Source organism: Apilactobacillus xinyiensis, assembly GCF_019656235.1.
Taxonomy (GTDB): domain Bacteria; phylum Bacillota; class Bacilli; order Lactobacillales; family Lactobacillaceae; genus Apilactobacillus; species Apilactobacillus xinyiensis.
Genome location: NZ_BPLL01000002.1, coordinates 21,587 through 48,166, shown reverse-complemented (window position 1 = coordinate 48,166; position 26,580 = coordinate 21,587). Strand labels below are relative to the sequence as shown.

General features: G+C 31.5%; 23 protein-coding genes, 1 tRNA gene and 1 other annotated feature. Of the genes, 23 read left to right on the top strand and 1 reads right to left on the bottom strand.

From position 1 onward, the window contains the following. Window positions 1-166 precede the first annotated feature (166 nt). The 5 genes from tuf to K5Q11_RS00965 all read left to right on the top strand — a co-directional run bounded on the left by tuf (window position 167) and on the right by K5Q11_RS00965 (window position 5,210). Window positions 167-1,354, top strand: a complete 1,188-nt coding sequence (tuf, locus tag K5Q11_RS00985) for an elongation factor Tu (RefSeq protein WP_220728177.1) — start codon at window positions 167-169, stop codon at window positions 1,352-1,354. A gap of 180 nt (window positions 1,355-1,534) precedes the next feature. Further along, window positions 1,535-2,857, top strand: coding sequence for a trigger factor (gene tig / locus K5Q11_RS00980; protein ID WP_220750908.1), 1,323 nt, complete (start codon window positions 1,535-1,537; stop codon window positions 2,855-2,857). 149 nt (window positions 2,858-3,006) lie between these two features. Then, entirely contained in the window at window positions 3,007-4,245 is a 1,239-nt protein-coding gene (gene clpX / locus K5Q11_RS00975; protein WP_220728175.1) for an ATP-dependent Clp protease ATP-binding subunit ClpX, read from the top strand. Window positions 4,246-4,325: 80 nt separating this feature from the next. Then, window positions 4,326-4,913, top strand: coding sequence for a ribosome biogenesis GTP-binding protein YihA/YsxC (gene yihA / locus K5Q11_RS00970; RefSeq protein ID WP_220728174.1), 588 nt, complete (start codon window positions 4,326-4,328; stop codon window positions 4,911-4,913). 3 nt (window positions 4,914-4,916) lie between these two features. Further along, the gene (locus K5Q11_RS00965; RefSeq protein WP_220750907.1) at window positions 4,917-5,210 is read left to right on the top strand and encodes a nucleoside triphosphate pyrophosphohydrolase family protein; all 294 of its coding nucleotides are present in this window, start codon (window positions 4,917-4,919) and stop codon (window positions 5,208-5,210) included. A gap of 31 nt (window positions 5,211-5,241) precedes the next feature. On the opposite strand, the gene K5Q11_RS00960 is transcribed toward K5Q11_RS00965, so the two are convergent. Beyond that, a complete protein-coding gene (locus tag K5Q11_RS00960) occupies window positions 5,242-5,388 on the bottom strand; it encodes an SPJ_0845 family protein (protein WP_220750906.1) in 147 nt (48 codons plus the stop codon). An 87-nt stretch (window positions 5,389-5,475) separates the two neighbouring features. On the opposite strand from K5Q11_RS00960, the gene uvrC reads away from it, so the two are divergent. The 18 genes from uvrC to K5Q11_RS00870 all read left to right on the top strand — a co-directional run bounded on the left by uvrC (window position 5,476) and on the right by K5Q11_RS00870 (window position 26,579). Next, the gene (gene uvrC / locus K5Q11_RS00955; RefSeq protein ID WP_220750957.1) at window positions 5,476-7,278 is read left to right on the top strand and encodes an excinuclease ABC subunit UvrC; all 1,803 of its coding nucleotides are present in this window, start codon (window positions 5,476-5,478) and stop codon (window positions 7,276-7,278) included. A gap of 66 nt (window positions 7,279-7,344) precedes the next feature. Further along, window positions 7,345-8,637 carry a GTPase ObgE gene (gene obgE / locus K5Q11_RS00950; RefSeq protein WP_220750905.1) on the top strand — a complete coding sequence of 431 codons (1,293 nt, stop codon included), beginning with the start codon at window positions 7,345-7,347 and terminating at the stop codon, window positions 8,635-8,637. Window positions 8,638-8,741: 104 nt separating this feature from the next. Continuing rightward, window positions 8,742-9,674, top strand: a complete 933-nt coding sequence (gene rnz, locus K5Q11_RS00945) for a ribonuclease Z (protein WP_220750904.1) — start codon at window positions 8,742-8,744, stop codon at window positions 9,672-9,674. A gap of 24 nt (window positions 9,675-9,698) precedes the next feature. Further along, entirely contained in the window at window positions 9,699-12,032 is a 2,334-nt protein-coding gene (gene recJ / locus K5Q11_RS00940; RefSeq protein WP_220750903.1) for a single-stranded-DNA-specific exonuclease RecJ, read from the top strand. Between the two features lies 1 nt (window position 12,033). Then, a complete protein-coding gene (locus K5Q11_RS00935; RefSeq protein ID WP_220750902.1) occupies window positions 12,034-12,552 on the top strand; it encodes an adenine phosphoribosyltransferase in 519 nt (172 codons plus the stop codon). Between the two features lie 39 nt (window positions 12,553-12,591). Further along, window positions 12,592-12,677 (top strand) — tRNA-Ser (locus K5Q11_RS00930). Between the two features lie 196 nt (window positions 12,678-12,873). Next, complete coding sequence (locus K5Q11_RS00925) at window positions 12,874-14,994, top strand: AAA family ATPase (RefSeq protein WP_220750901.1); 2,121 nt, start codon at window positions 12,874-12,876, stop codon at window positions 14,992-14,994. A 97-nt stretch (window positions 14,995-15,091) separates the two neighbouring features. Next, complete coding sequence (tpx, locus tag K5Q11_RS00920) at window positions 15,092-15,586, top strand: thiol peroxidase (protein ID WP_220750900.1); 495 nt, start codon at window positions 15,092-15,094, stop codon at window positions 15,584-15,586. A 42-nt stretch (window positions 15,587-15,628) separates the two neighbouring features. After that, window positions 15,629-15,844 (top strand) — a binding site (T-box leader). A gap of 49 nt (window positions 15,845-15,893) precedes the next feature. After that, entirely contained in the window at window positions 15,894-18,554 is a 2,661-nt protein-coding gene (locus K5Q11_RS00915; RefSeq protein ID WP_220750899.1) for a valine--tRNA ligase, read from the top strand. Window positions 18,555-18,611: 57 nt separating this feature from the next. Next, a complete protein-coding gene (locus K5Q11_RS00910; protein WP_220750956.1) occupies window positions 18,612-19,910 on the top strand; it encodes a bifunctional folylpolyglutamate synthase/dihydrofolate synthase in 1,299 nt (432 codons plus the stop codon). A 111-nt stretch (window positions 19,911-20,021) separates the two neighbouring features. Then, window positions 20,022-21,026, top strand: a complete 1,005-nt coding sequence (locus K5Q11_RS00905; protein ID WP_220728163.1) for a rod shape-determining protein — start codon at window positions 20,022-20,024, stop codon at window positions 21,024-21,026. 60 nt (window positions 21,027-21,086) lie between these two features. Further along, window positions 21,087-21,938 carry a rod shape-determining protein MreC gene (mreC, locus tag K5Q11_RS00900; RefSeq protein WP_220728162.1) on the top strand — a complete coding sequence of 284 codons (852 nt, stop codon included), beginning with the start codon at window positions 21,087-21,089 and terminating at the stop codon, window positions 21,936-21,938. A gap of 2 nt (window positions 21,939-21,940) precedes the next feature. Next, window positions 21,941-22,462 carry a rod shape-determining protein MreD gene (gene mreD / locus K5Q11_RS00895; RefSeq protein ID WP_220750898.1) on the top strand — a complete coding sequence of 174 codons (522 nt, stop codon included), beginning with the start codon at window positions 21,941-21,943 and terminating at the stop codon, window positions 22,460-22,462. Between the two features lie 22 nt (window positions 22,463-22,484). Beyond that, complete coding sequence (locus K5Q11_RS00890; protein ID WP_220750897.1) at window positions 22,485-23,156, top strand: septum site-determining protein MinC; 672 nt, start codon at window positions 22,485-22,487, stop codon at window positions 23,154-23,156. A gap of 1 nt (window position 23,157) precedes the next feature. Then, window positions 23,158-23,967, top strand: coding sequence for a septum site-determining protein MinD (gene minD, locus K5Q11_RS00885; protein WP_220750896.1), 810 nt, complete (start codon window positions 23,158-23,160; stop codon window positions 23,965-23,967). A gap of 436 nt (window positions 23,968-24,403) precedes the next feature. Continuing rightward, a complete protein-coding gene (locus K5Q11_RS00880) occupies window positions 24,404-25,069 on the top strand; it encodes an amino acid ABC transporter permease (protein ID WP_285289881.1) in 666 nt (221 codons plus the stop codon). A gap of 12 nt (window positions 25,070-25,081) precedes the next feature. Beyond that, window positions 25,082-25,717, top strand: coding sequence for an amino acid ABC transporter ATP-binding protein (locus K5Q11_RS00875; protein ID WP_220750894.1), 636 nt, complete (start codon window positions 25,082-25,084; stop codon window positions 25,715-25,717). Window positions 25,718-25,772: 55 nt separating this feature from the next. Continuing rightward, the gene (locus K5Q11_RS00870; RefSeq protein WP_220728239.1) at window positions 25,773-26,579 is read left to right on the top strand and encodes an amino acid ABC transporter substrate-binding protein; all 807 of its coding nucleotides are present in this window, start codon (window positions 25,773-25,775) and stop codon (window positions 26,577-26,579) included. The last annotated feature ends 1 nt before the right edge of the window (window position 26,580 follow it).

Here is a 26,580-nt window from a genome sequence, read left to right as displayed (position 1 = left end):
TTTTTGTTTACAAATAAAAGTTCAGTAGCTATAATATTAAAGGAATTCTTCTTGAGAACGATTTTCATAACTTTGTCTTTTTAAGAAGATGTAGTATAATAACTTATAAAGATGTACTGTGATTTTCAGTACAAATCTTTCGAAAAATAACAGGAGGTTTTCATAAATGGCAAAAGAACATTATGAAAGAACAAAGCCCCATGTAAATATTGGTACTATTGGCCATATTGATCATGGTAAGACTACTTTAACTGCAGCTATCACTAAAGTATTATCAGACAGAGGTTTAGCAAAAGCTGAAGACTACGCTGATATTGATGCTGCTCCAGAAGAACGTGAACGTGGTATAACGATCAACACTGCCCACGTTGAATACGAAACTGAAAAACGTCACTATGCTCATATTGACGCCCCAGGACATGCTGATTACGTTAAGAACATGATCACTGGTGCTGCTCAAATGGATGGTGCTATCTTGGTTGTTGCTGCAACTGATGGTCCTATGCCACAAACTCGTGAACATATCTTACTTGCTCGCCAAGTTGGTGTTGAATACATTGTTGTATTCTTAAACAAGACTGATTTAGTTGACGATGACGAATTAGTTGACTTAGTTGAAATGGAAGTACGTGAATTACTTTCAGAATACGATTACCCTGGCGATGACATTCCATTTGTTCGTGGTTCAGCTCTTAAAGCATTACAAGGCGACAAAGAACAAGAAGAAGTTATCTTGAAGTTAATGGATATCGTTGATGAATACATTCCAACTCCAAAACGTGAAGATGACAAACCAATGTTAATGCCTGTTGAAGATGTATTTACTATCACTGGTCGTGGTACTGTTGCATCTGGACGTATTGACCGTGGTGTTGTTAAAGTTGGTGACGACGTTGAAATTATTGGTTTAGTTGAAGACGTTCTAAAATCAACTGTTACTGGTCTAGAAATGTTCCGTAAAACTCTTGATGAAGGTGAAGCTGGAGATAACGTTGGTATGTTACTTCGTGGTGTTAACCGTGATCAAGTTGTTCGTGGACAAGTTGTTGCAGCTCCAGGCTCAATTACTACTCACAAGAAGTTTGAAGGACAAGTTTATATCTTAACTAAAGAAGAAGGTGGACGTCATACTCCATTCTTCTCAAACTACCGTCCTCAATTCTACTTCCATACAACTGATGTTACTGGTGTAATCGAACTTGAAAAAGGTGTAGAAATGGTTATGCCTGGTGATAACGTTACATTCAATGTTGAATTAACTAAACCAGTTGGTATTGAAAAAGGTACTAAGTTCACTATTCGTGAAGGTGGACATACTGTTGGTGCCGGTGTTGTTTCAGACATCGATGACTAATTAGTATAATTAAAAGAACTCGAAAGTTGTTTTCGAGTTCTTTTTTTATATCTTTTACACGTAAAAACCTATATTATTAGTAAAACATTTACTTTTATTCATTCATACGTTAAAATACTTATGTGCGCAATTAAGAAGAAAATTGTATTTAAATTATAATTTTATCTCGGAGGGAAAATAATGTCTGCAAAATGGGAAAAAAAAGGTACTAACGATGGTGTTTTAACTTTCGAAATTAGTACAGACAAGATTAAAGAAGGTTTAGACAAAGCCTTTAATAAGAACAAAAAAAATATTAATATTCCAGGTTTCAGAAAAGGTAAAGTTTCACGTCAAATTTTTAACGAAATGTATGGTGAAGAAGCTTTATACCAAGATGCTTTAAACATTCTTTTACCAGAAGCATACAGTGCAGCTGTTAAAGAAGCTGGCATCGAACCAGTTGATCAACCTAAAGTTGATGTTAAATCTTTGGAAAAAGGTCAAAACTGGGTATTAACTGCTGATGTTACTGTTAAGCCAGAAGTTGAATTAGGTGATTACACTGGACTTAAAGTTGAAAAACAAAATACTCGTGTATACCAAAAAGACATTGATGCTGAAATTGAAAAGAAACGTCAATCACAAGCTGAATTAGTTCTAAAAGAAGATAAAGCAGCTGCTAAAGGTGATACTGTAGTTATTGACTTTGACGGATATGTTGATGGTAAACAATTTGATGGTGGAAAAGCTAACAATTATTCCTTAGAATTGGGTTCAGGTTCATTTATTCCTGGATTTGAAGATCAATTAATCGGTCATAAAGCTGATGAAGATGTTGATGTTGTTGTAACATTCCCAGAAAACTATCAAGCTAAAGAATTACAAAGTAAAGAAGCTACTTTCAAAGTTAAAATTCACGAAGTAAAAGAAAAACAACTTCCAAAACTTGATGATGAATTTGCTAAAGATGTCGATGAAGATGTTGATAGCTTAGATGAATTAAAAGATAAAATCAAAGCTGACTTAAAAGAACAAAAACAAGCTAGCGCTGATAACGCTATTGAAGACGAAGCTATTCAAGCAGCAGTTAAAAACGCTACTATTAAAGAAGTTCCACAAGCTATGATTGACGAAGATGTACAACGTCAAATGGATCAATATCTTGCAAACATGCAACAACAAGGTATTAACGCAAGTATGTACTTTAAGTTAACTGGTACTAAGCCAGAAGACTTGAAGAAACAATTTGTTGCAGGTGCTGAAGAAAGAGTTAAGACTAACTTAGTTCTTGAAGCTATCGTTAAAAATGAAAAAATTGAACCAACTAAAGAAGAAATTGACGAACAAGTTAAAGAATTAGCAAAACAATACGGTATGAAAGAAGAAGCTGTTAGAGGTGCTTTAACTGATGATATGTTAAAACATGATATTGCTATTCAAAAAGCTGTTAAGTTAGTTACTGATAGTGCAAAACCTGAACCAAAATCAAAGCTAAAAAAAGAAAGTAAAAGTTCTAAATAGCTAACAATAAAAAGATCCAATTAGTTGTTATTTAATAAATTGGGTCTTTTTTTGTTTTTATAATAAACAAATTGTTTTGTTTAATATATTAGTTGTGCTATATTAACTTTTAGTTAAGTATTTAGTCGATAATTGGAGGGATAAATCTATTGCTAGAAGATGACAAAGATAAAAATGCAGTAGTATGTTCTTTTTGTGGTAAATCTCAAGATCAAGTGAAAAAAATAGTTGCCGGTCCTGGTGTCTATATTTGTAACGAATGTATTGATCTCTGTAAGAAAATCGTAGATGAGGAATTAGCACGCGAAAATAAGGACAAGACAATAAAAGCATTAACACCTAAGCAAATTGTTAGTAAATTAGATGAATATGTTATTGGTCAAGATGATGCTAAAAAAACACTCTCTGTAGCAGTTTATAACCATTACAAACGTGTTAATGATATTAGCACTGAAGATGATGATGAAACTGAATTACAAAAAAGTAACATTTCAGTAATTGGTCCTACCGGATCCGGTAAAACATATTTGGCTCAATCTTTAGCTAGAATTCTAAATGTGCCATTTGCAATTGCTGATGCAACTACACTAACTGAAGCTGGATATGTTGGTGAAGATGTTGAAAACATTCTTTTGAAGCTTTTACAAAATGCTGATTTTGACGTTGAAAGAGCTGAAAAAGGAATTATTTATATTGATGAAATTGATAAAATAGCTAAAAAATCTGAGAATGTTTCTATTACTAGAGATGTTTCTGGTGAAGGTGTTCAACAGGCTTTACTAAAAATATTAGAAGGAACAGTTGCTAATGTTCCACCTCAGGGTGGTAGAAAAAACCCACAACAAGAGTTTATTCAAGTTGATACTAAGAACATTCTATTCATCGTTGGTGGAGCATTTGATGGTATTCAAAACATCGTTAAAAATCGTTTAGGTGATAAAACCATTGGTTTTGGAACTTCATCTAGTGAAATGGATGATCTAACTGAGGATAACGTTATGCAACATGTTATTCCAAGTGATTTACTAAGTTTTGGTTTAATTCCAGAATTTATTGGTAGATTACCAATATTAACTTCTTTAAAGAAGTTAAGTGAAGACGATTTAGTAAGAATTTTAACTGAACCTAAAAACGCTTTAGTTAGACAATACACTAAATTAATGGCTATCGATGGAGTTAAATTGACTTTCAAAAATGAATCATTAAGAGAGATAGCTAAATTAGCACTTGCCAGAAAAACAGGGGCTCGTGGATTGAGATCTATCATGGAAGATATTATGCGTGATGTTATGTATGATTTGCCTGGTAGAGATGATGTGGCAGAAGTTATAATTACTCCTGAAACAATTACCAATTCTGAAGAACCTAAATTAGTATTAAAAAAGTAGGTTTTTAAACCTACTTTTTTATATTTTATGTATATGTGTTAGAATCATTACTATTAATATATTAGGGAGTTACGTTTTATATGAAAGTAAATAATGTTAATTTAGAGATAAGCGCAGTTGCTCCTAAACAATATCCAAGTGGTAAGTTACCAGAGATAGGACTAGTAGGTAGATCTAACGTTGGGAAGTCATCTTTAACTAACAAGCTTATTAACCGTAATGGTTATGCTAGAACTTCTAATCGACCTGGTAAAACACAAACACTTAACTTTTATAAAATTGAAGAAAGTTTGTATTTTGTCGACATCCCTGGTTATGGATATGCCCGTGTTTCTAAAAAGGAACGTGAAAAATGGGGCATGATGATTGAAGAGTACTTAACTACTCGTAAAAACTTAAGTGGGGTTGTATTATTAGTTGATGGTCGTCGTGCACCTTCAGAAGATGACGTACAAATGTTTGAATTCTTGCAATATTATGAAATACCAACTTTAATCTTAGCTACTAAAATGGATAAAACTTCTAAATCCAAATGGAACAAGGAAGTAAATGCTTTGAAAAAATCATTTAATGTATCCGAAGAACAAATATGCTTATTTTCAGCTCAAACTGGATATGGCACTGAAAATGTTTGGCAGTGGATAGGAGACAAGACAGGAGTAAAGTAATTTATGAATTTTGATGAATATCAAAAAGAAGCTAATAAAACTTTGATTGGTGATGAACAAGTTCTTACCAACTGTGCACTAGGCCTTGCTAGTGAAACTGGTCAATTAGTTGATTTAGTTAAGAAATATACATTTCATGGCGAAGAAATGAGCAAAGAACAATTAACCAAGGAGATGGGAGATGTTCTTTGGTACTTATCTCAAGTTGCTCAATGGAACGACATTAATTTTGATGATGTAGCCAAATATAATATTAAAAGATTGCGTAACAAAAAGAATAATTTTACAAAAAAATAAAGAGCTAGCATTATGCTAAGCTCTTTATTTATTACTTGTCTGATTTGTTTTTTTTGCTATCTTTTTTACTTTTTTCTTTTTTTAGAAATTTATCTTTTTTAGGGTCTTTAGGTTCTATTTTAGCAAATTTATCAAACATTGCATTTAAGTCAGCATTTCGTTGAATATTTAAGCTCATATTTAACATCTCCTTATTTTGAATATATAATATCAGATGTTTATATATTTGTCATATGATGGCGATGAATATTATCGAGGTGATATAATGGCTACACCACATATAGAAAGAAAATTAAAGCTTTTACCAGACTTGCCAGGATGTTATTTAATGAAAAATGAACAAGGTAAAATTATATATGTAGGGAAAGCAAAAAATCTTAAAAACCGTGTGCGTTCCTACTTTAAAAGCAGTCATACTGGTAAAACTGCTAAACTAGTATCACAGATAAGAGATTTTGAAACAATTATTACTTCCAATGATAAGGAAGCCTTCTTATTAGAAATAACTTTAATTCATAAGCACAGGCCACATTATAATATCCAATTAAAACAAGGCAATGGTGGATATCCATATATAAAAATTACTAATGAACATGATCCTAGACTAATGATAGTTAACAATGTAAAAAATGATGGTGGATATTATTTTGGGCCATATCCTAATGTTTATGCAGCTGATGAAACTTTGCATTTTTTACAAAAAACATATCCTCTTAGGAGATGTAATGGTTATCAAAAACGTCCGTGCCTTTATTATCATATGGGACAGTGCTTAGGTGCTTGTTTTAAAGAAGTTCCACAAAGTTTGTATCAAAAACAAATTCGTAAAATAAAATCTTTTTTAAATGGGAACGTTAATTCCGCTAAAAAAGAAATTACATCAAAAATGATGGAAGCTTCAAATAATTTAGAGTTTGAAAGAGCAGCTGAATTGCGAGATCAGCTGAAGTATATTGAAATAACTGTAGAAAAGCAAAAAATTATTACTAATGATAATACAACTCGCGATATTTTTAATTATTATACGGATATGGGATGGATATCAATTCAAATATTTTTTATTCGTCAAGCAAGGTTAATGAAAAGGGTAAAACGAGCTTTTCCGATTGTTAATAATCCTGATGAAGAATTTTTAAGCTTTATAGTTCAGTTTTATAAACAAAAAAACCAGCCGGTTCCCAAAGAAATTCTAGTACCTGATAGTGTTGATAGAGATGTATTAGCCAGTATTTTAAATACTAGTATAAAAACTCCTAAACGGGGTCAAAAATTAGAATTACTAAAAATGGTTAAAAAGAATTCTAAATTAGTTTTAGAAGAAAAATTTAGATTGATGGAATTTGGTAAACGTAAAACTTTGGGTGCAGTAGAAGATTTAAGCCGAAAACTAAATATTCCAACAGCTCATCGAATCGAGTCTTTCGATCATTCGCATATTCAAGGAACTGATATTGTTTCAGCAATGGTAGTTTTTGAAGATGGTTTACCTAATAAAAATATGTATCGTAAGTATAAATTGAAAACAGTTGATAAGGCTGATGAATCTGCTAGTACGCATGAAGTAATTAGGCGTAGATATTCAAGATTACTGAAAGAACATAAATCATTACCAAATTTGATTTTAATGGATGGTGGAGAAGTACAACTTGCAGCGGTTAAAGATGTGTTAGTTAATGAATTCAACTTGAACATTCCAGTGGCTGGTATGGTGAAAGATAATAAGCACAAAACTTCGCATTTAATTATAAATGATAATCAATATATCCCCATAAAACATGATTCACAGGCCTTTTACTTGGTAGAAAGAATTCAAGATGAAGTTCATCGATTTGCAATTAACTTTCATCGACAAGTACACACTAAACACTCACTTAGTTCAGAACTAGATAGTATTAAAGGTGTGGGACCAAAAACAAAAATTAAATTATTAAACAAATTCGGATCATTAGATAAAATATCAGATGCTGATGTTAAAGAATTGAGAAAAATAGGAATATCTCAAGATGTTGCTAAGAACATTAAATTAACTTTAGATATATTAAATCGTAAGCGCAAAAGTAAAAAATGAAACTTTACTATTTGTTAAAATATAGTTATACTCAATTACATTAAATGAAAGTGAAACGGAGAAAATATGTTTGTAGATCAAGTAAAAGTTAATATAAAAGCCGGAAAAGGTGGCAATGGAATTGTTGCTTTTAGACGTGAAAAATATGTACCAAACGGTGGTCCTGCTGGTGGAGACGGTGGTCATGGTGGAAATGTTATATTTGCTGTGGACACAGGAATGAATACTTTAATGGACTTTAGATATCGTCGTAAGTTTAAAGCTGATAATGGTGCTGACGGTGGTAACAAGAAAATGACTGGACGTAGTGCCGATGATTTAATTGTATATGTTCCAGAAGGTACTACCATTTACAATGATGAGAATAATAAAGTTATTTGCGACTTAGTAAGTAAAGAAGACAAATTCATAGTAGCCAAAGGTGGCCGTGGTGGCCGTGGTAATGTCCACTTTGCTAGTGCTAAAAATTCAGCTCCTGAAATATCTGAAAATGGTGAACCAGGAGAAGAAAAATCCATTAGACTAGAATTGAAAGTTTTAGCAGATGTAGGATTAGTTGGTTTTCCTTCAGTTGGTAAATCTACATTGTTATCAGCTATTACTAGTTCAAAACCTAAAATAGCCGAGTATCATTTTACAACGCTAGTTCCTAATTTAGGGATGGTAAGATTAGATAATGGTAAAGACTTTGTAGTAGCTGATTTACCAGGTTTAATTGAGGGTGCATCTAATGGTACTGGTCTTGGATTCCAATTTTTACGCCATGTTGAAAGGACTAGAGTTATTCTACATTTAGTTGATATGAGTGGAACTGAAGGCCGTGATCCAATTGATGATTTTAATAAAATCAATAATGAACTGTCTCAATATGATGATAATATCTTAAATCGACCTCAAATTGTGGTTGCTACCAAAATGGATATGCCAGATTCGCAAAATAACTTAGAAGAGTTTAAGAAGCATTTATCCGACATTAATGTTAATCCGGTAAAAGTGATGTCAATCTCTTCAGTTACACATGCTGGGTTAAGTAATTTAATTTCTACTACCGCTAACTTGTTAGATGAAACACCTAAATTCCCAGAAAATCAAGAGTACGATGATAGTGTTGAATACGATTACGATGCGTCTGATGAAAAAGCTTTTGAAATATCTCGAGATGATTATGGTGACTGGATTCTTAGTGGTAATAAGATTGAAAAACTATTCCAAATGACAGATACTACTCATGAACAAAGCATGTTAAGATTTGCTAGACAACTTCGTGGCATGGGCGTAGATGATGCACTTAGAAAAGCGGGTGCTAAAAACGGTGATCAAGTTTCTATTCTTGATTTTACATTTACTTTTATGGATTAAAATATTGGTTTTTATTAGATGGGCATTGCCCATCTTTTTTTATGTTACAATTTAATGTGGTATTTTTTCGAAATTAAAAATTAATAATAAAAGGAACGATTAATATGCAGCTAGAATTTTTAGGTACTGGAGCAGGGGTCCCAGGTAAGTTTAGAAATGTTTCTTCAACGGCATTGAAACTTTTAGATGAGTGTAACTCAGTTTGGCTATTTGATGTTGGTGAGGGTACACAACAACAAATTTTAAGATCTAATTTAAAGCCTAGAAAGATTAATAAAATATTTATTACTCATTTGCATGGTGATCATATTTTTGGATTACCGGGACTTTTGAGTTCTAGATCTTTTCAAGGTGGGAACACACCATTGACAATCTATGGGCCCAAAGGTATTAAAGATTTTGTTCAACTTAGTTTGAGAGTTTCCCAAACTAAGTTATCTTATCGAATTAATTATGTAGAAATAGATTCTACAGGTCTTATCTATCAAGATGATAAATTTAGTGTATATACTGAAAAATTGGATCATCAGATTGAATGCTTTGGTTACAGAGTTGTAGAAAGTGATCATCCAGGTGAATTATTAGTGGATAAATTGATGGCTGATAATGTTCCTTCAGGTCCAATCTATGGTAAATTAAAAGACGGTTTGACAGTTGAATTGGAAGACGGACGTGTAATCAATGGTAAAGATTACTTAGGTTCAGCCCAAAAAGGCCGAATAGTCGCTGTTTTTGGTGACACTAGAGCAAATGATAATTCATATAAATTAGCTAAAAATGCCGATGCTTTAGTGCATGAAAGTACTTTTAGCAAAGACGAAGCCAAATTAGCAAGAAATTATTACCATTCTACTTGCGTTCAAGCGGCTCAACTAGCCCAAAAAGCTGAAGTTGGGAAACTTTTACTAACACATATATCTGCTAGGTATACTGGTAATATGGCGAAAAGATTAGAAAATCAGGCTAGAAAAGTTTTCAATAATACCAAAGTAGTCAAAGATTTCGATGTTGTAGATATCCCATTTAATAAAAAATAATTTGTTACTAGCAAAGGTGGTTGTATGATTTTACCTAAATATAATTGGCACATAAACTCTAACGAGTACAGCGATGAAGAAAAAGAAATGGCTCATAACCTTAATATAAATCCATTGATTGTATCAATCATGTTTCAGCGTGGTTATGATACCTTAGATAAAATCAAATCATTTTTAAATCCTGACATAAATATCTTTCATGATCCATTTGAATTACATGATATGCAAAAAAGTGTAGATCGAATTAGCTTAGCAATTACTAATAATGAAAAAATAACTATTTATGGCGATTATGATGCTGATGGAATAACTAGTACTGCCATTTTATATGAGACTCTACAAAATATGGGAGCTAATGTAAACTTCTATATTCCTAACCGTTTTACTGACGGTTATGGCCCTAATTCTGATGCTTATAATAGAATTATTAATGAAGGTACTACTCTAATTATTACGGTAGATAATGGAGTCTCTGGAAAAGAGCAAGTTGATTTAGCTAATAGTATGAATTGCGATGTAATAATTACAGATCATCATAATTTACCCAATGATTTACCTAATGCTTATTCCATAATCCATGCACGTTATCCAAATGATGAATATGAATTTGGTGATTTATCAGGTGCTGGTATATCTTTTAAATTATCAACAGCTTTGTTAGGTGATTTTCCTAGTGAATTATTAGATTTAGTTGCAATAGGTACGGTAGCCGATTTAGTATCATTAACTGATGAAAATAGGGCAATAGTTAAACTAGGTTTAATGGCTATTGCACAAACTGAGCGTCCAGGGCTTAGTGCATTAATTAACAAAGCTGGGTTAAAATTAGATAATATTAATGAAGAAAGTATTGGTTTTGGAATAGCACCAAGACTAAACGCTCTAGGTAGAATTTCTGATGCTTCCGTTGGGGTAGAACTTTTAACTACCTTTGATGATGATTATGCAAATGAATTAGCTAAAGAAACAGATAGTAAAAATTCTCAACGAAAAAAATTAGTTAGTGACATATATGAAGACGCTTATCAAAAGGCTGAAAATTTAATTGAAGACGGTCATAAGACTCTTTTCATCGTTGGTGAAAACTGGCATGAAGGTGTTTTAGGTATAGTTGCTAGTCGGATTGTTGAAAAATTTAATAAACCTACTTTAGTTTTAAACTTAAATAATGATACTAATATTGCTAAAGGATCTGGTCGAAGCATTGATGGTTTTGATATCTTCAAAGCTTTAAATGACAATCGAAATAAAATGGTTTCTTTTGGTGGTCATAGTATGGCAGTGGGGTTAAGTGTTAATAAGGATAAAATTAACTCTATTTATGAAGACCTAGATAAATATGCTGATAATCATCATATTAATTCCATGGCAAAACCAAATTTAAATATTACTGGTTGTATCAATGTTAAAGATATTAACCAAAGTTTGTTCGATGATATCAATAAATTAGCGCCTTTTGGTACCGATAATGAATATCCCATTTTTAAATTTGCACATGATTCAGTTTCTAATATAACTACTATGGGAGCTAATAATAATCATTTGAAATTTAAATTGCTTTCAGAATATAGTTCTATTAATGTATTGGCCTTTAATAATGGTAGGTATAGTAAAGCAATTTCTGAATCATTTGATGCCTTAGATATTGTTGGTCATTTGGTATTAAGCACTTGGAAAGGTAGGACTTCAGTTCAGATAATGATGGATGATTTTAGTTCTAGTGGACCTAAGATTAATGATCAAAGATCGCGGGTTCTTACAAAGGAAACCTTTTTAGATAAGGGAACTTACGTATTTTTTAATAACAACATTTTACAACAGGTAAAAAAATATATTCCTAATGAATCTAAATGTGTTCATATAGATGATTTGTCTTTTGATATTAGTTCTGATAATATTATTATTGTTGATTGTCCAAGCAGTTTTGAACAATTAAAACGTATTTTCTATATAAAAAATTTAAAAGAATTAAGCTTGATTTTATACAAAAAAGAATTAATTTCTAAATTTGGGATGCCAAATAGAGAACAGTGTGCTAAAATATTTAAGTTCTTTGCAAAACATAATGGATTTGATTTAAAACAAAACTTAGCCGAACTTTGCAAGTTTTTAAACATTCCTAAAAAGAGCTTGTTTATGATTATAAAAATGTTCAGTGAATTAGATTTTCTTCATATTAACGATTGGGTCGTTTATGAAAGTAAACAACCAGTTAAAAAAGAAATATCTGAAGCACCAACCTATCAAAAAATGAGCGATGAAATTTCATTAGAGAAAAAGCTAATTCTAAGTAGTAAACAAGAATTAAGTCATTTTATTCGTAATGAATATGATAAACGAAAGGACGCTGTTAAATAAAATGGTGTTAGATTTGAATGATTACGTAGCTAGTTATGATGATTTTCCTAAAAAAGGTGTAAAATTTCGCGATATTTCACCTTTAATGGAAGATGGTAAAGCTTACAAACAAGCTACAGATGAAATTGTTGCTTATGCTAAGTCCAAAAATGTTGACTTGGTCGTAGGACCAGAAGCTCGTGGATTTATTGTAGGATGTCCAGTAGCATATGAATTAGGTATTGGATTCGTGCCAGCTAGAAAAGAAGGTAAGTTGCCAGGTGAAACTGTCAAAGCTTCTTACGGTTTGGAATATGGTGAATCATCACTTTATTTACATGCCGATGCTGTAAAGCTGGGTCAAAAAGTTTTAATTACTGATGATTTGTTGGCAACTGGTGGAACTATTGAAGCAACTATTAGATTAGTTGAAGATTTAGGCGGTATAGTTGTAGGTACAGCTTTTATTGTTGAACTAGCTGATTTACATGGCCGTGATAAAATCAAAGATTATGATATACTAAGCTTAATGAAATATTAATTATATGGATAGTTGTGCTTACAAGCATAACTTTATTATGGAGAGTTGGCAGAGCGGTAATGCATCGGACTCGAAATCCGACGAACCGGTAAAACGGCGGGCAGGTTCGACTCCTGTACTCTCCTTAAAACATCAAAAAGTAGATAAATTATTATCTGCTTTTTTTATTCGAAAAAGATTAGCACTTTACTTGATTGAGTGCTAAAAAAGTAGTTTAATAGAAGTTGAAAAGGATATCTAAGCGGTATCTAAATCAAAATAAAAAATTGCGATGCTATCCTTTTCAGGGATAGCATTATTTTATAATAGGGGTGTAAAACTATGGCAAACTTTTTTGATGATTCATTTTTCAACAATAATATGGATGATATTTTTAACCAAATTATGCGTCAGTCTAATAGTAATAGCTCAGCACGTTATATGGTTAACGGTCATGAGTTAACACCTGACGAATTTGCTCAATATCGTATGACTGGCAAATTGCCAGATAAAAATCAAGAAATTAAATTAGAAAAAAATGGTGAACATGCAATTAAACGTGGAGGAATCCTTGATAAGTTAGGGCGAAATTTAACCAAGGAAGCTCAAGATAATTTATTAGATCCAGTTATTGGACGAGATAAAGAAATTGAAGAAACTGCTGAAATTCTTAGTCGTCGTATAAAAAATAATCCTATTTTAGTAGGTGATGCCGGGGTAGGTAAAACAGCAATTGTTGAGGGATTAGCGCAGGCTATCGTTGCCGGCAAAGTTCCTGAATCAATTAAAAATAAGCAAATTTATTCTATCGACTTATCTTCATTGGAGGCAGGTACTCAATATCGCGGTTCATTTGAAGAAAATATTAAAAACTTAATTAAAGAAGTTAAAGCTGCTGGAAATATAATCTTATTCTTTGATGAAATTCATCAAATTTTAGGCTTAGGTTCTGGTGATGATAAAGGTGGAAAAGGCTTTTCTGACATTATAAAACCGGCACTTTCTCGTGGTGAAATTACAGTTATAGGTGCTACAACTCAAGACGAGTATAGAAATACTATTTTAAAGGACACTGCATTAGCACGTAGATTTAATGATGTTGTAGTTAATGAGCCTACTGCTGAAGATACCTTTAAGATTTTAAAGGGAATAAAGAAATTATATGAAAAGCATCATGATGTTGTGATTCCTGATGAAGTACTGAGAGATGCTGTAAATTACTCAATTCAATATATTCCACAAAGGACTTTGCCAGACAAAGCAATTGATTTGATAGATATGACAGCTGCTCATTTAGCTGCTAAACGTTCAGAAGATAATCCTAAAGATTTAAAATCACAACTAAATGCTGCTAAGTCAGCAAAAGAGACAGCTGTTAAAAATGAAGAATTCGAAAAAGCTGCTAAAGCTAAACATGAAATTGACCGATTAGAGAAACTTATTAAAAATGATCATTCTGATGATTCAAATGACGATTCAGAAAAAGTTACGGTTACAGCTAATGATATTACTAAATCTGTAGAAAGATTAACAGGTATCCCAGTTTCAAAAATGGGTACTAATGATATCGAAAGATTAAAAGGAATTTCTAGTCGATTGAAAGGTAAGGTTATTGGTCAAGATGAAGCCGTGGAAATGGTAGCTAGGGCTATTCGCAGAAATCGTGCTGGTTTTGATGATGGTAATCGTCCAATTGGTAGTTTCTTATTTGTGGGACCTACTGGGGTTGGTAAAACTGAGTTAGCTAAGCAATTAGCTTTAGATATGTTTGGTAATAAAAACGCTATTATTAGATTGGATATGAGTGAATATAGTGATCGAACAGCTGTATCTAAGTTGATTGGAGCATCTGCAGGATATGTCGGTTACGATGATAATTCCAATACCTTAACAGAAAGAGTTCGTCGCAATCCGTACTCAATTGTTTTATTGGATGAAATTGAAAAGGCAGATCCACAAGTATTAACTTTGTTGTTGCAAGTCATGGATGATGGTAGGTTAACTGATGCACAAGGAAATGTTATTAACTTCAAAAATACAATTATTATTGCCACTTCTAATGCAGGTTTTGGCCATGAAAAATTAAGTGGTGATGACAAAAAACAATCAATTATGGATAGATTAGCTCCATACTTCCGTCCAGAATTTCTAAATCGCTTTAATGGAATTGTTCAATTTAGTCATTTAACTAAAGAAGATTTATCACAAATTGTTGATTTGATGTTAGACGATGTTAACAAGACACTAGCTACTAAACAAATTCATTTAACATTTTCTGATGATGCTAAAGCCTGGTTAATGGAACAAGGATATGATGAGGCAATGGGAGCAAGACCATTACGTAGAGTTATTGAACAAGAAATTCGTGATAAAGTTACTGACTATTATCTAGATCATTTAGATGATAAAGAATTAGAAGCAAACCTAGTAGAAGACAAAATTGTAATTAGTCATAAAGATTAATTATAAGTAAGACTCATCCATGTGGTGGGTCTTTTGTTTTACATATGCAAGATATTTATATATCATTAAGTAAAAATAACTAAGAAGGTGTAACATCATGGAAATTATGTTTCAAGGTAAACCTCAAAAACTAGTTGGGAAATTACCAGATGTTGGTGACCAATTACCTAAATTCAAGGTAAAAAATTCAGATAATAAAATCGTTAAAACTGCAGATATTATTGGTAAACAAACTGTAATTAGTGTAGTTCCAGATATTGATAGCGGAATTTGCAGTATTGAAACTAAAAAATTTAATCAACAAGCGGATAAATTTAAAAACTTTAACTTTATAACTATATCTAATAACACAGTTGAACAGCAGGCTAACTGGTGTGCTGCTAAGGGTGTTTCTAATATAAAACTACTTTCAGATGTAGAATTATCATTTGGATATGAAACCGGAACTTATTTAGAAAACATGGGTGTACTAGCTAGAGTTATATTTATTATTGATGATAGTGGTAAAATTATTTATAGACAAATTGTCCCAGAAATTGCCTCTGAACCAAACTATGAAGAAGTTTTAGCATTTGTGGAAAAATTAAATTAATGTTGACTAGTTTATTAAATTTAGATAATATTAACTTATAATAAAAAAGCTTAGATCAAGATAGTAACATCTAAAAATTGTTCAGAAATAAAATCATTTGCTGTGAGATTTTACGTTTTTATTTGTGAAAGTAACTTGTGAGCTGGTATGCTGAATAATTAGGTGTATCCGGATAAAATCATCCGTTACTTGATAAATGAGTGAAAATGTTTTGAACATTTTAATTTAGGTGGTACCGCGAAGTGTTTCGTCCTATGCAGGGATGAAGCACTTTTTTTATTACAAAAAAGTATGGGAGGCTTTATAAATGGCTAAAGAAATAGAAATGTCAACTAAATATGACCATAGTGCTGTTGAAGCTGGTCGATATGAAAAATGGTTAGAAGAAGATGTGTTTAAACCTAGTGGTGATAAAAAAGCAAAACCATATTCAATTGTTTTGCCACCACCTAACGTTACAGGAAAACTTCACCTAGGTCATGCTTGGGACACCACTTTACAAGATATGATTATTAGACAAAAGAGAATGCAAGGCTATGATACTGTTTGGGTACCCGGAATGGATCATGCTGGAATCGCTACTCAGGCTAAAGTTGAAGCTAAATTACGTGAAGATGGCATTACTAGATACGATTTAGGTCGTGAAAAATTCGTTGATAAAGTATGGGAATGGAAAGATGACTATGCTGCAACCATTAAAAAGCAATGGGGTAAATTAGGTTTATCATTGGACTATAGCCGTGAAAGATTTACTTTAGACGATGGTCTATCTGAAGCGGTACGTAAGGTCTTTGTTGATTTATATAATCAAGGATTAATTTATCGTGGTGAATATATTATTAACTGGGATCCACAAGCACAAACTGCATTATCTGATATTGAAGTTATTCATAAAGATGACAAAGGTGCTTTTTACCATGTTAAATATCCATTTACTGATGGAACTACTTTTAATGGTAAAGACTTTATTGAAATTGCAACTACTAGACCTGAAACCATGTTTGGGGATGTTGCTGTAGCTGTAAATCCTGATGATGAAAGATATAAAGACATCGTTGGTAAAAAGATTTTAGTGCCATTAGTTAATCGTGAGATTCCAATCATTGCTGATCAATACGTTGATAAGGATTTTGGAACTGGAATGGTTAAAATTACACCAGCTCATGATCCTAATGACTTCAAAGTTGGTAATCGCCATGACTTAGAAAGAATTAATACTATGAATGGTGATGCTACCATGAATTCTAATGCTGGTAAATATGAAGGATTAGACAGATTTGCTGCTAGAAAAGCTATGGTAGATGATTTACAAAAAGATGGTTTTATTATTAAAATTGATCCAATTGTTCACTCAGTAGGCCATTCTGAAAGAACTGGAGTTCAAGTTGAATCACGTCTATCTACTCAATGGTTTGTTAAGATGAAACCATTGGCAGAACGTTCATTAGAAAATCAAAAAACAGATGATAAAGTAAACTTTGTCCCAGAAAGATTTGAAAATACCTTTACTCAATGGATGGACAATATACATGATTGGGTTATTTCTAGACAATTATGGTGGGGTCACCGAATTCCAGCTTGGTACAATAAAAAATCTGGTGAAATGTATGTAGGTATGGAAGCTCCGAAGGATGCTGAAAATTGGGAACAAGATCCAGATGTTTTAGATACTTGGTTCTCATCAGCATTATGGCCATTTTCAACTTTAGGTTGGCCAGATGCTGATTCCGAAGACTTCAAACGTTACTTCCCAACTAACACTTTAGTTACTGGTTATGACATTATTTTCTTCTGGGTTTCTAGAATGATTTTCCAAAGTCTTACTTTCACAGGGAAACGTCCATTTAAACATGTTTTAATTCATGGATTAATGCGCGATGCCCAGGGTCGTAAAATGAGTAAGTCATTGGGTAACGGTATTGATCCAATGGATGTTATTGACAAGTATGGTGTAGACTCACTTCGTTGGTTCTTATCAACTGGTAATACTGCTGGACAAGATGTTCGTTTTAGTTATGACAAGATAGAATCTGCTTGGAACTTCATTAACAAAATCTGGAATGCTAGTCGTTATGTAATCATGAACTTAGGTGATATGAGTAAGCCTCAATTGCCAGATAAAAGCGAATGGAATTTAGCTGACCGTTGGATTTTGAGTAAATTAAATAAAACAGTTTCACAAGTTACTGATTATTTTGATAAATTTAATTTTGGTGAAGCCGGTCGTGCTATGTATGATTTCATCTGGAATGATTTTTGTGACTGGTATATTGAAATGAGTAAAGAAACTCTAAATGGTTCAGATCAAAATGCTAAAGAAAATACTAGAAATGTATTAGCTTATGTTTTAGATAAAATTTTGAAATTGATGCATCCAATCATGCCATTTGTTACTGAAAAGATATGGTTATCTATGCCACATGAAGGTAAATCTTTAGTGGTTGCCCCATATCCAGTAGCTAATGAAAAATTTGATGATGAAACAGCCGAAAAAGAAATGTCTAATCTTATTGATCTAATTAAGGTTGTAAGAAATATTCGTGCTAAAGCTAATGCTCCAATGTCATCTTCAGTTGATATTCTAATTAAAACTGAAAATGAAGAATTAAAATCAATGTTTGAAAACAACCAACATTATATTGATCGTTTCTGTCATCCAAAGGAATTACAAATTGGTTCTGACATTGAAACTCCTAAGTTAGCAATGACTGGAATTATTACAGATGCAGAAATTAATATTCCGTTGGCTGAATTAGTAGATTTGAATGAAGAAATCGCTAAAATTCAAAAAGATATAGAAAATTATACCTTTGAAGTTCAACGTGCTGAAAAGAAACTTTCAAATGAAAAATTTGTTAACAACGCGCCTGAACAAGTAGTAAATGCCGAAAAAGAAAAACAATTAGATAATCAATCTAAATTAAATGCCGCTAAGCAAAGATTAGCTGATATTAAGGCTCAACAATAATATAAACTAAAAAGTACCGAGCATTTTATGTTCGGTACTTTTTTGAAAGGAAATAATATGAACTATGATGAAGCGCTTCAATATATCCATGGTAGAAAAAAATTTAAAAAACATCCGGACTTAAATACAATTAAATTGCTACTATCGATTTTAGGAAATCCTCAAGATAAAATAAATGCGATTCATGTTGCTGGTACTAATGGAAAGGGTTCTACGGTTTCTTTTTTAAGAAACTTATTCCAAGCTTCAGGACACAGTGTGGGTACATTTACTTCGCCGTTTATTGTTAGATTTAATGAAAGAATTAGTGTGAATGGTGAGCAAATTAGCGACAGTGATTTAGTTAGTTTAGTAGAAAATATCAAACCGATTGTTGATGAATTAGATATTAAAATGGGTTTGCAAGCACCTACTGAATTTGAAATTATTACAGCTATGATGTTTAAATATTTTGCTGATAACCCGGTTGATGTAGTAATTGTAGAAGTAGGTATTGGTGGGATTTTAGATTCTACCAATGTTTTTACGCCTAAGGTTTCAGTGATAACTACCATTGGATATGATCATATGAAAATATTAGGAGATAGTTTATCAGAAATTGCAAGTCAAAAAGCAGGTATAATTAAGCCAAAAGTACCAGTAGTAGTTGGAAATTTACCAGATGATGCTTTAAATGTTGTTGAAAAAGCTGCTCAAAAAAACAATAGTTCGATTGATGTTTTATCTAAAACATTTAAAGTTACTAAAAAATATTCTTCAGGATGGTTAGAAAAATTTGATTTTAATAATGGTATTTTAAAAGTATCTGATATTAAAATTAAAATGTTAGGTGATTATCAAATTCATAATGCTGCTTGTGCTTTACAAGCATATCTAACATATCAAATAATATTAAAAAGGCACATAAGTGTTGTTGATATAAAGCAGGGATTATTAAATACCAGGTGGGCTGGAAGATTTGAAGAACTGAATAGTTCACCAATGATAGTAATTGATGGTGCACATAATGAACCAGCAGTTAAAGAATTAACAAAATTAATCAATAACCACTTTGATGATAAAGAAGTTTATATTATACTTGCAGTATTAGCTGACAAACAATACATTAAAATGATTAAACTTTTACTTAAGATTAAAAACTTACACCTTATTTTGACTGAATTTGAAGGAGTTGGAAATCGGAAAGCTGCTGATTTAGAAAAACTAACAACTCAATTGAATAACGATTCAGTTGACTTTATTGCAAATTGGCAACTAGCAATTGCTATAACTACTAGCCAAATGAGTGACGAAGATGTTTTAATTATCACGGGATCTTTATACTTTATCTCGGATGTAAGAAGATTTTTTAAGTAAATTTATTATTGATTGTTTAGTTTTTATTTTTAATAATTATTTTATGATATAATTATCACAGTATGAAAAATAATCATTTTTGAGTAATGATTATGAAGGGATGAAATAATTGTGTTTGGATTTGGAACTAAAAATATAGGAATTGATTTAGGAACAGCTAACACAAATGTTTACGTTGATGGTAAACAAATCGTGTTAAGAGAGCCCTCTGTTGTTGCTAAAAACACTAAAACAGGCGAAATCGTTTCAGTAGGTACTGAAGCTAGAGATATGATTGGTCGTACACCAGCAAGTATTGCTGCTATTCGTCCAATGAAAGACGGTGTAATTGCTGATTATGATACAACCGTTGCAATGTTAAAATATTATATTAATAAAACTATTGGTAAATCAGCAGGTAAACCATATGTTATGGTTTGTGTGCCAAGTGGGATAACTGCAGTTGAAAAACGAGCAGTTATAGATGCTACTAGAGTTGCTGGAGCTCGTGATGCATATGTTATTGAAGAACCTTTTGCAGCAGCTATTGGAGCGGGACTACCTATTATGGATCCTACTGGAAGCATGGTCGTTGATATTGGTGGTGGTACTACTGATGTTGCCACTATTTCTCTTGGTGGAATTGTTTCCAGCCGTTCAGTTAGAGTAGCCGGTGATAAACTTAATGATGCTATTTCTACTTATATAAGAAAGCATTATAATTTATTAATAGGTGAAAGAACTGCTGAAAAACTAAAATGGGATATTGGTTCAGCATCATTAGAAGGTGCTAAAGACATTGAAGGAGTTACTATTCGCGGTAGATATCTACTTACAGGTTTACCTAAGAGTGTAGAAATATCTGCTGAAGATGTTGCACATGCTATTGAAGAACCTATTCAAGAGATTATAAGTACAGTTAAAGAAACTTTAGAAGAAACATCTCCTGAAATTTCAGCTGATGTTATTGACCATGGAATTGTTCTTACTGGTGGTGGAGCTTTACTTAAAAACTTGCCTCAAGTAATTTCAGATGCAACTAAAGTTCCCGTTTCTATCGCTAAAGATCCGCTTGATTGTGTAGCAATTGGAACTGGTGAATCACTAAAAAGTATTGACGTAATGAAGAAAAAATAATAACAAGCGGGAAGGATGACTTCCTGCTTATTTATTATACATATGGAGGAATGCTTAATTATGAACAAGTTTTTTTCTAACCGAAAGTTAGTAATAGTGGTAGTTTGTATAATATTAAGCTTTGGTTTCATGACTTTTTCCGTTGCTGTGCGTAATAACAAAGCTACGCCACCGTTAATTCAACAATTTGGCAATGATATTGCTGGATTTGGAACTAGCATTATTGCGGTGCCTGCTAATGCTATTCATAGCGGTGCTAGCAATATAGGTGAATTGTTTGATGCTTACGATGAAAATCAAAGGTTAAAACCACAGGTTCAAAAAGTCGCTTCGACATTAGTTCGTAATCAAACATTAGAAGATGAAAATAAACAGTTAAAGCGTCAATTAAATGTTGGTAAAACTTTAACTGACTACAAAATTATCAATTCAGCAGTTATTACTAGATCACCATCCGCTTGGGAACAACAAATTATTATAAATAAAGGTCAAAGTGCCGGAGTGCAAAAAAATATGGCAGTACTTGGTGGAAAAGGACTTATTGGTCGAGTAACTGAAGTTAATAAAACTAATAGTAAAGTTGGATTAATTACTAATACAGCAGATTCTGCTGATCGATTTGCTATTCAAATTACAAATAAGAAAAATCAAGTTGTTAATGGGATAATAACTGGTTATAGTCGTCAAAAGAATCTTATTGAAATGGGTAATATAACTAATAAAATTAAATTAAAGCCTGGCGATAAAGTTTCAACAAGTGGATTAGGTGGCGTTACACCTAAAGGTATATATGTAGGAACGGTAGTAAAAAAATCATCTGATGATTATGGACTTTCTTCTAAAATATATATCAAACCAGCTGCCGATATGAACAACTTGCAAGTTGTTAGTGTAGCAATCAGAGACAATTAGAGGTGAATAACTTGCTAAGGAATACTGCTTTTAAATACGTTTTTCCAATTGGAATGCTTATATCTATTTTTTTAGATGGATCTATATTTTCTATCTTTGGAGCAAGTCTATCTTTTCATGCAGTGCCTAATTTATCGTTTTTATGGATTTTTTTAACTATGTTTTTTATAAATGATGATGAAATTCACTATGAATTGTGGGCAATGTTAGCAGGTATTATAATTGATCTATTCTATATGGGGTTTTTGGGAGTATATACTTTTATATTTCCTCTAGCTATCTACTTTAGTAGGTGGATATATAAACATCTTCCACTAAATATTATTAGTGCTTTTTTAATATATTTTATTGATATAACAATGATTTATTCACTATCTTTATTGGCCAATCGTTTAGAAAGTTTGACTAATATGTCTTGGAGCTTTTACTTAGTATATGTTTTAGGTCCAACATTAGTGATTAATTTAGCATTCTTGATAATTTTATATATACCTATACAATCTCTATTTGATAAACTAAAATAATGTTAAGGAGTTACTTATATCAATGCGTTCAGCAGTTTTAAAGGGAAATAACGAAGGTTATGAAATAGTTATTAATGATAAGTTCAGTATTAATGACATAATTAGTGATTTAAAAATACTTATAGATAAAATAAGCTTTAATAATTCATCGATGAAAAAAAATTTACGTATTAATATTAATTCTGGATTGAGAATACTTTCAGATGATGAAAAGCGAAAAATAAGAAAATTAACTAATAACTATGAAAACATTTTAATAGGTAAATTTATTTCTAAAACTATTACTCTAAATGAAGCTAATGAAATGATTAAAGAAAATTCTGTAAAAATGTTGGATAAAGTAATAAGAAATGGTCAAGATGTTTTTATTGATGGGGATGTTTTGTTTCTTGGCAAAATTCATAAAGGTGGTAAATTAATATCTTCTGGAAATATTTATTTAATGGGTTATAGTAATGGTGTTGTTCAAGCAGGATTTCCTAATAATGAAGATAAAATTATTATAGGAAATGTTTTTAAGTCCCAGCAAGTTAGAGTTGGAGAACAGTTTGAAGTTATAGATGATGTTAAGTACATTAATAATTTTTACGATTCAGTAGTTTATGTTAATGATTTTCATGTTATAAGTTATGGCAAAATAAATAATTTAAGTCAAATTAATCCAAAATTTTTTAATAAGATAGGGGGAATTTAAAATGGGTAAGGCCATCGTTATAACATCTGGTAAGGGTGGAGTAGGAAAAACTACCTCTACTGCGAATATAGGAATTGCTTTAGCCTTAATGGGTAAAAGAGTATGTTTGATAGATTTAGATATAGGATTAAGAAACTTGGACGTAGTTTTAGGTTTAGAGAATAGAATTATGTATGATATTTTAGATGTTGTTAATAAAAAAGTTAAACTTTTTCAAGCGTTAGTAAAAGATAAACGTTTTAATGATATGTTATATCTTTTACCTGCCGCTCAAAGCACCGATAAAAATTCCTTAAGTGAGCATCAAGTTAAGTCGATAGTGGATGAGATAAAAATGGATTTTGATTATGTTTTTATTGATTGTCCCGCTGGGATTGAACAGGGATTTGTTAATTCTATAGCAGGTGCAGATGGTTCTATTATTGTTACAACTCCGGAAATTTCAGCTGTACGAGATGCAGATCGTGTAATTGGTTTATTGGAAAAATATTCTTTAAAGGAAAATCCTAAACTTATTATTAATCGTATTCGACCAGCTATTATCGAACAAGGAAATGCTATGGATGTAGACGAAATAACTAGACATTTAGGTATTGAATTGTTAGGTATTGTGTTGGATGATGATAAAGTTATAAGTACTTCAAATCATGGAAAATCTATTGTAATGGATGATAACAATAAAGCAGCTAATGGATATAGAAATATTGCTAGACGACTCGAAGGTGAAACAGTTCCTTTAATGAAGATTGAAAGAGAAACTAAGCAGGGATTATGGTATCGTATTTCACATTTATTTGGTCACGATAAATAGCTTGATTTAAAATTAATAATAGTTTATGCTTTACTAAAATAGTTTTAAATACTTTGAACAGATTTCTTTTCATAGTAAAGTACACAGAGAGCTTATGTTGCTGAGATTTAAGCACTTTTATGGATAGATTCACGTCTGTGAGTTATGTTTCTGAACGTTTAAATTATTAGGAAATGTCGGTTAATTCCGTTATCTTTCGAGTTATTAGAAAACTTGTTGAGTTTTACTATGTGAGTAGTAAATAAAAACGGGGTGGAACCACGACTTTGTCGTCCTCTTAAGCATTAATTTGCTTAAGAGTTTTTTTATTTAATAACTCTTTAAGCTAATTTATGTGAATAAATTAGGAAATTAGGTGGAACCGCGGTATAACGTCCTTTTAGATTTTTTCTAAAGGGATCTTTTTATTTAAATTAATAATTAGGAGATGATTTTTGTGGACTACATCATAAACATAATGCCCTCATTACTATCCGGAGCATTAATAACGTTAAAAGTGTTCTTTTGGACTTTAATAATTTCTATTCCATTGGGAATTATCCTATCTTTAGGTTTAACTTCAAAATTTACTAACAAAAAAATGTTAAAAATATTTTCTATTAAACAATTAATTGAATTTTATATTTGGTTAATGCGTGGAACTCCCTTACTATTGCAATTAATATTTGTTTTTTATGGTTTACCAATAATTGGCATTGTATTTCAAAGATATGACGCAGCACTTGTTGCTTTTTCTTTAAACTATGCTGCTTACTTTGCTGAAATATTTAGAGGTGGCTTTCAGTCTATTCCTAAAAGTCAGTATGAAAGTGCATCAATGTTAGGATTGAATTCATGGCAAACTACTAGAAAAGTTATTATTCCACAAGTTTTAAAAATTGTAATTCCATCTATTGGAAATGAGGTTATTAACTTAGTTAAGGATTCTTCATTAGTCTATGTAATTGGAATAGGTGATTTACTACAAGCTGGAAACATTGCAACTGCTCGTGACGTAACACTGCTACCACTTATTTTAGTAGCTTTAATTTATTTATTGTTAACAGCCTTATGTACTGTTGTTTTAAGAAGAATAGAAAAATATTATAGTTCTTGGAGATAAGGAGGGGTTTAGATGTTTCGAGCCATCAACATTTCAAAAAAGTTTAATGATAAACAAATTATTGGTAATTTTAGTTTAGAAGTTCCAAATAATAAAATATTATGTATTGTTGGACCATCAGGAGCTGGTAAATCTACTTTGTTAAGGTGTTTAACAGGATTAGAAAGTGCTGATAGTGGTGAATTTTATTTAAATAATAATAAATTTAATCCGACCAATGCAAACGATAAAAAATCAACAATTGGTCTTGTTTCTCAAGATTTCGGCCTATTTCCTAATCTTACAGTAATGGAAAACGTTATTTTAGCTCCACAATTAGTTTTAAAATTAAGTAAAGAAGAAGCTATAAAAAAAGCTAAAAAATTAATTCGTACTTTAAATTTAAGCGGAAAGGAAAAATTATATCCATATCAATTATCAGGTGGTCAAAAACAAAGAGTAGCTATAGTAAGAACATTAGCGATGAGTCCTAAAATAATCTGTTATGATGAACCTACCTCAGCGCTAGATCCTAAATTAAGCGAGGAAGTTGGTAAAATTCTTAATCAACTTAAATCGAATAATATTATGCAAATTGTTGTAACTCATGACATGGACTTTGCTAAGCAAGTTGCAGACGACATTATTACAGTAAAACCTTTACCATAAATGTTTTTTACTTGGAGGGAAAAATTTGTATACAGATAAAATCAAAAAAATTTTAATGTTTTCGATGCTTATATTATTTACAGTTACTCTTTCTGCGTGTTCAATTAATAGTAATGATAAAAATAGCTGGAATCATATTAAACAACAACATAAGGTGGTAATTGGTTTAGATGCTACTTTTGTGCCTATGGGATATGAAAATCAGCAAGGTAACATTACAGGCTTTGATGTAGATGTGGCAAAAGCTGTATTTAAGCAGTACAATATAAAACCAGTTTTTCAACCAATTGATTGGTCAATGAATGTTACTGAATTAAGAAATAAGACAATTGATCTTATTTGGAATGGATTTTCTATTAACAGTCAAAGAAAAAAAGTGGTTAATTTTACTGAACCTTATTTATCTAATGACCAAGTTTTAGTTACAATGAAAAAATCTAATATTAGTTCTTTAAATGAAATGCATGGTAAAACTTTGGGAGTGCAGGCGGGTTCTTCTGGACTCAATGAGCTTAACAATAATCCTAAACTTTTAAAACAGTATATAAAAAACCAAAGTCCAGTATTATACAATTCATTTACTAATGCTTTTATTGATCTAAGTAGCAAAAGAATTGATGGTTTGCTTATTGATAGTACTTATGCTAATTATTATGTTAATCATCAAAAAAATCCTAATGATTTTTCAATAGTTCATAGTGACTTCCCTAAAGAATACTTTGCTGTTGGAGTTCGTAAAGATGATGATGAAATGACCAACGCAATCAATAAAGGACTAAATAAAATAGCTAAAAATGGTGAACTTAAAAGAATATGTCAAAAATGGTTTGGTAAGAATTACGAATCACCGTTATTAAAATAGT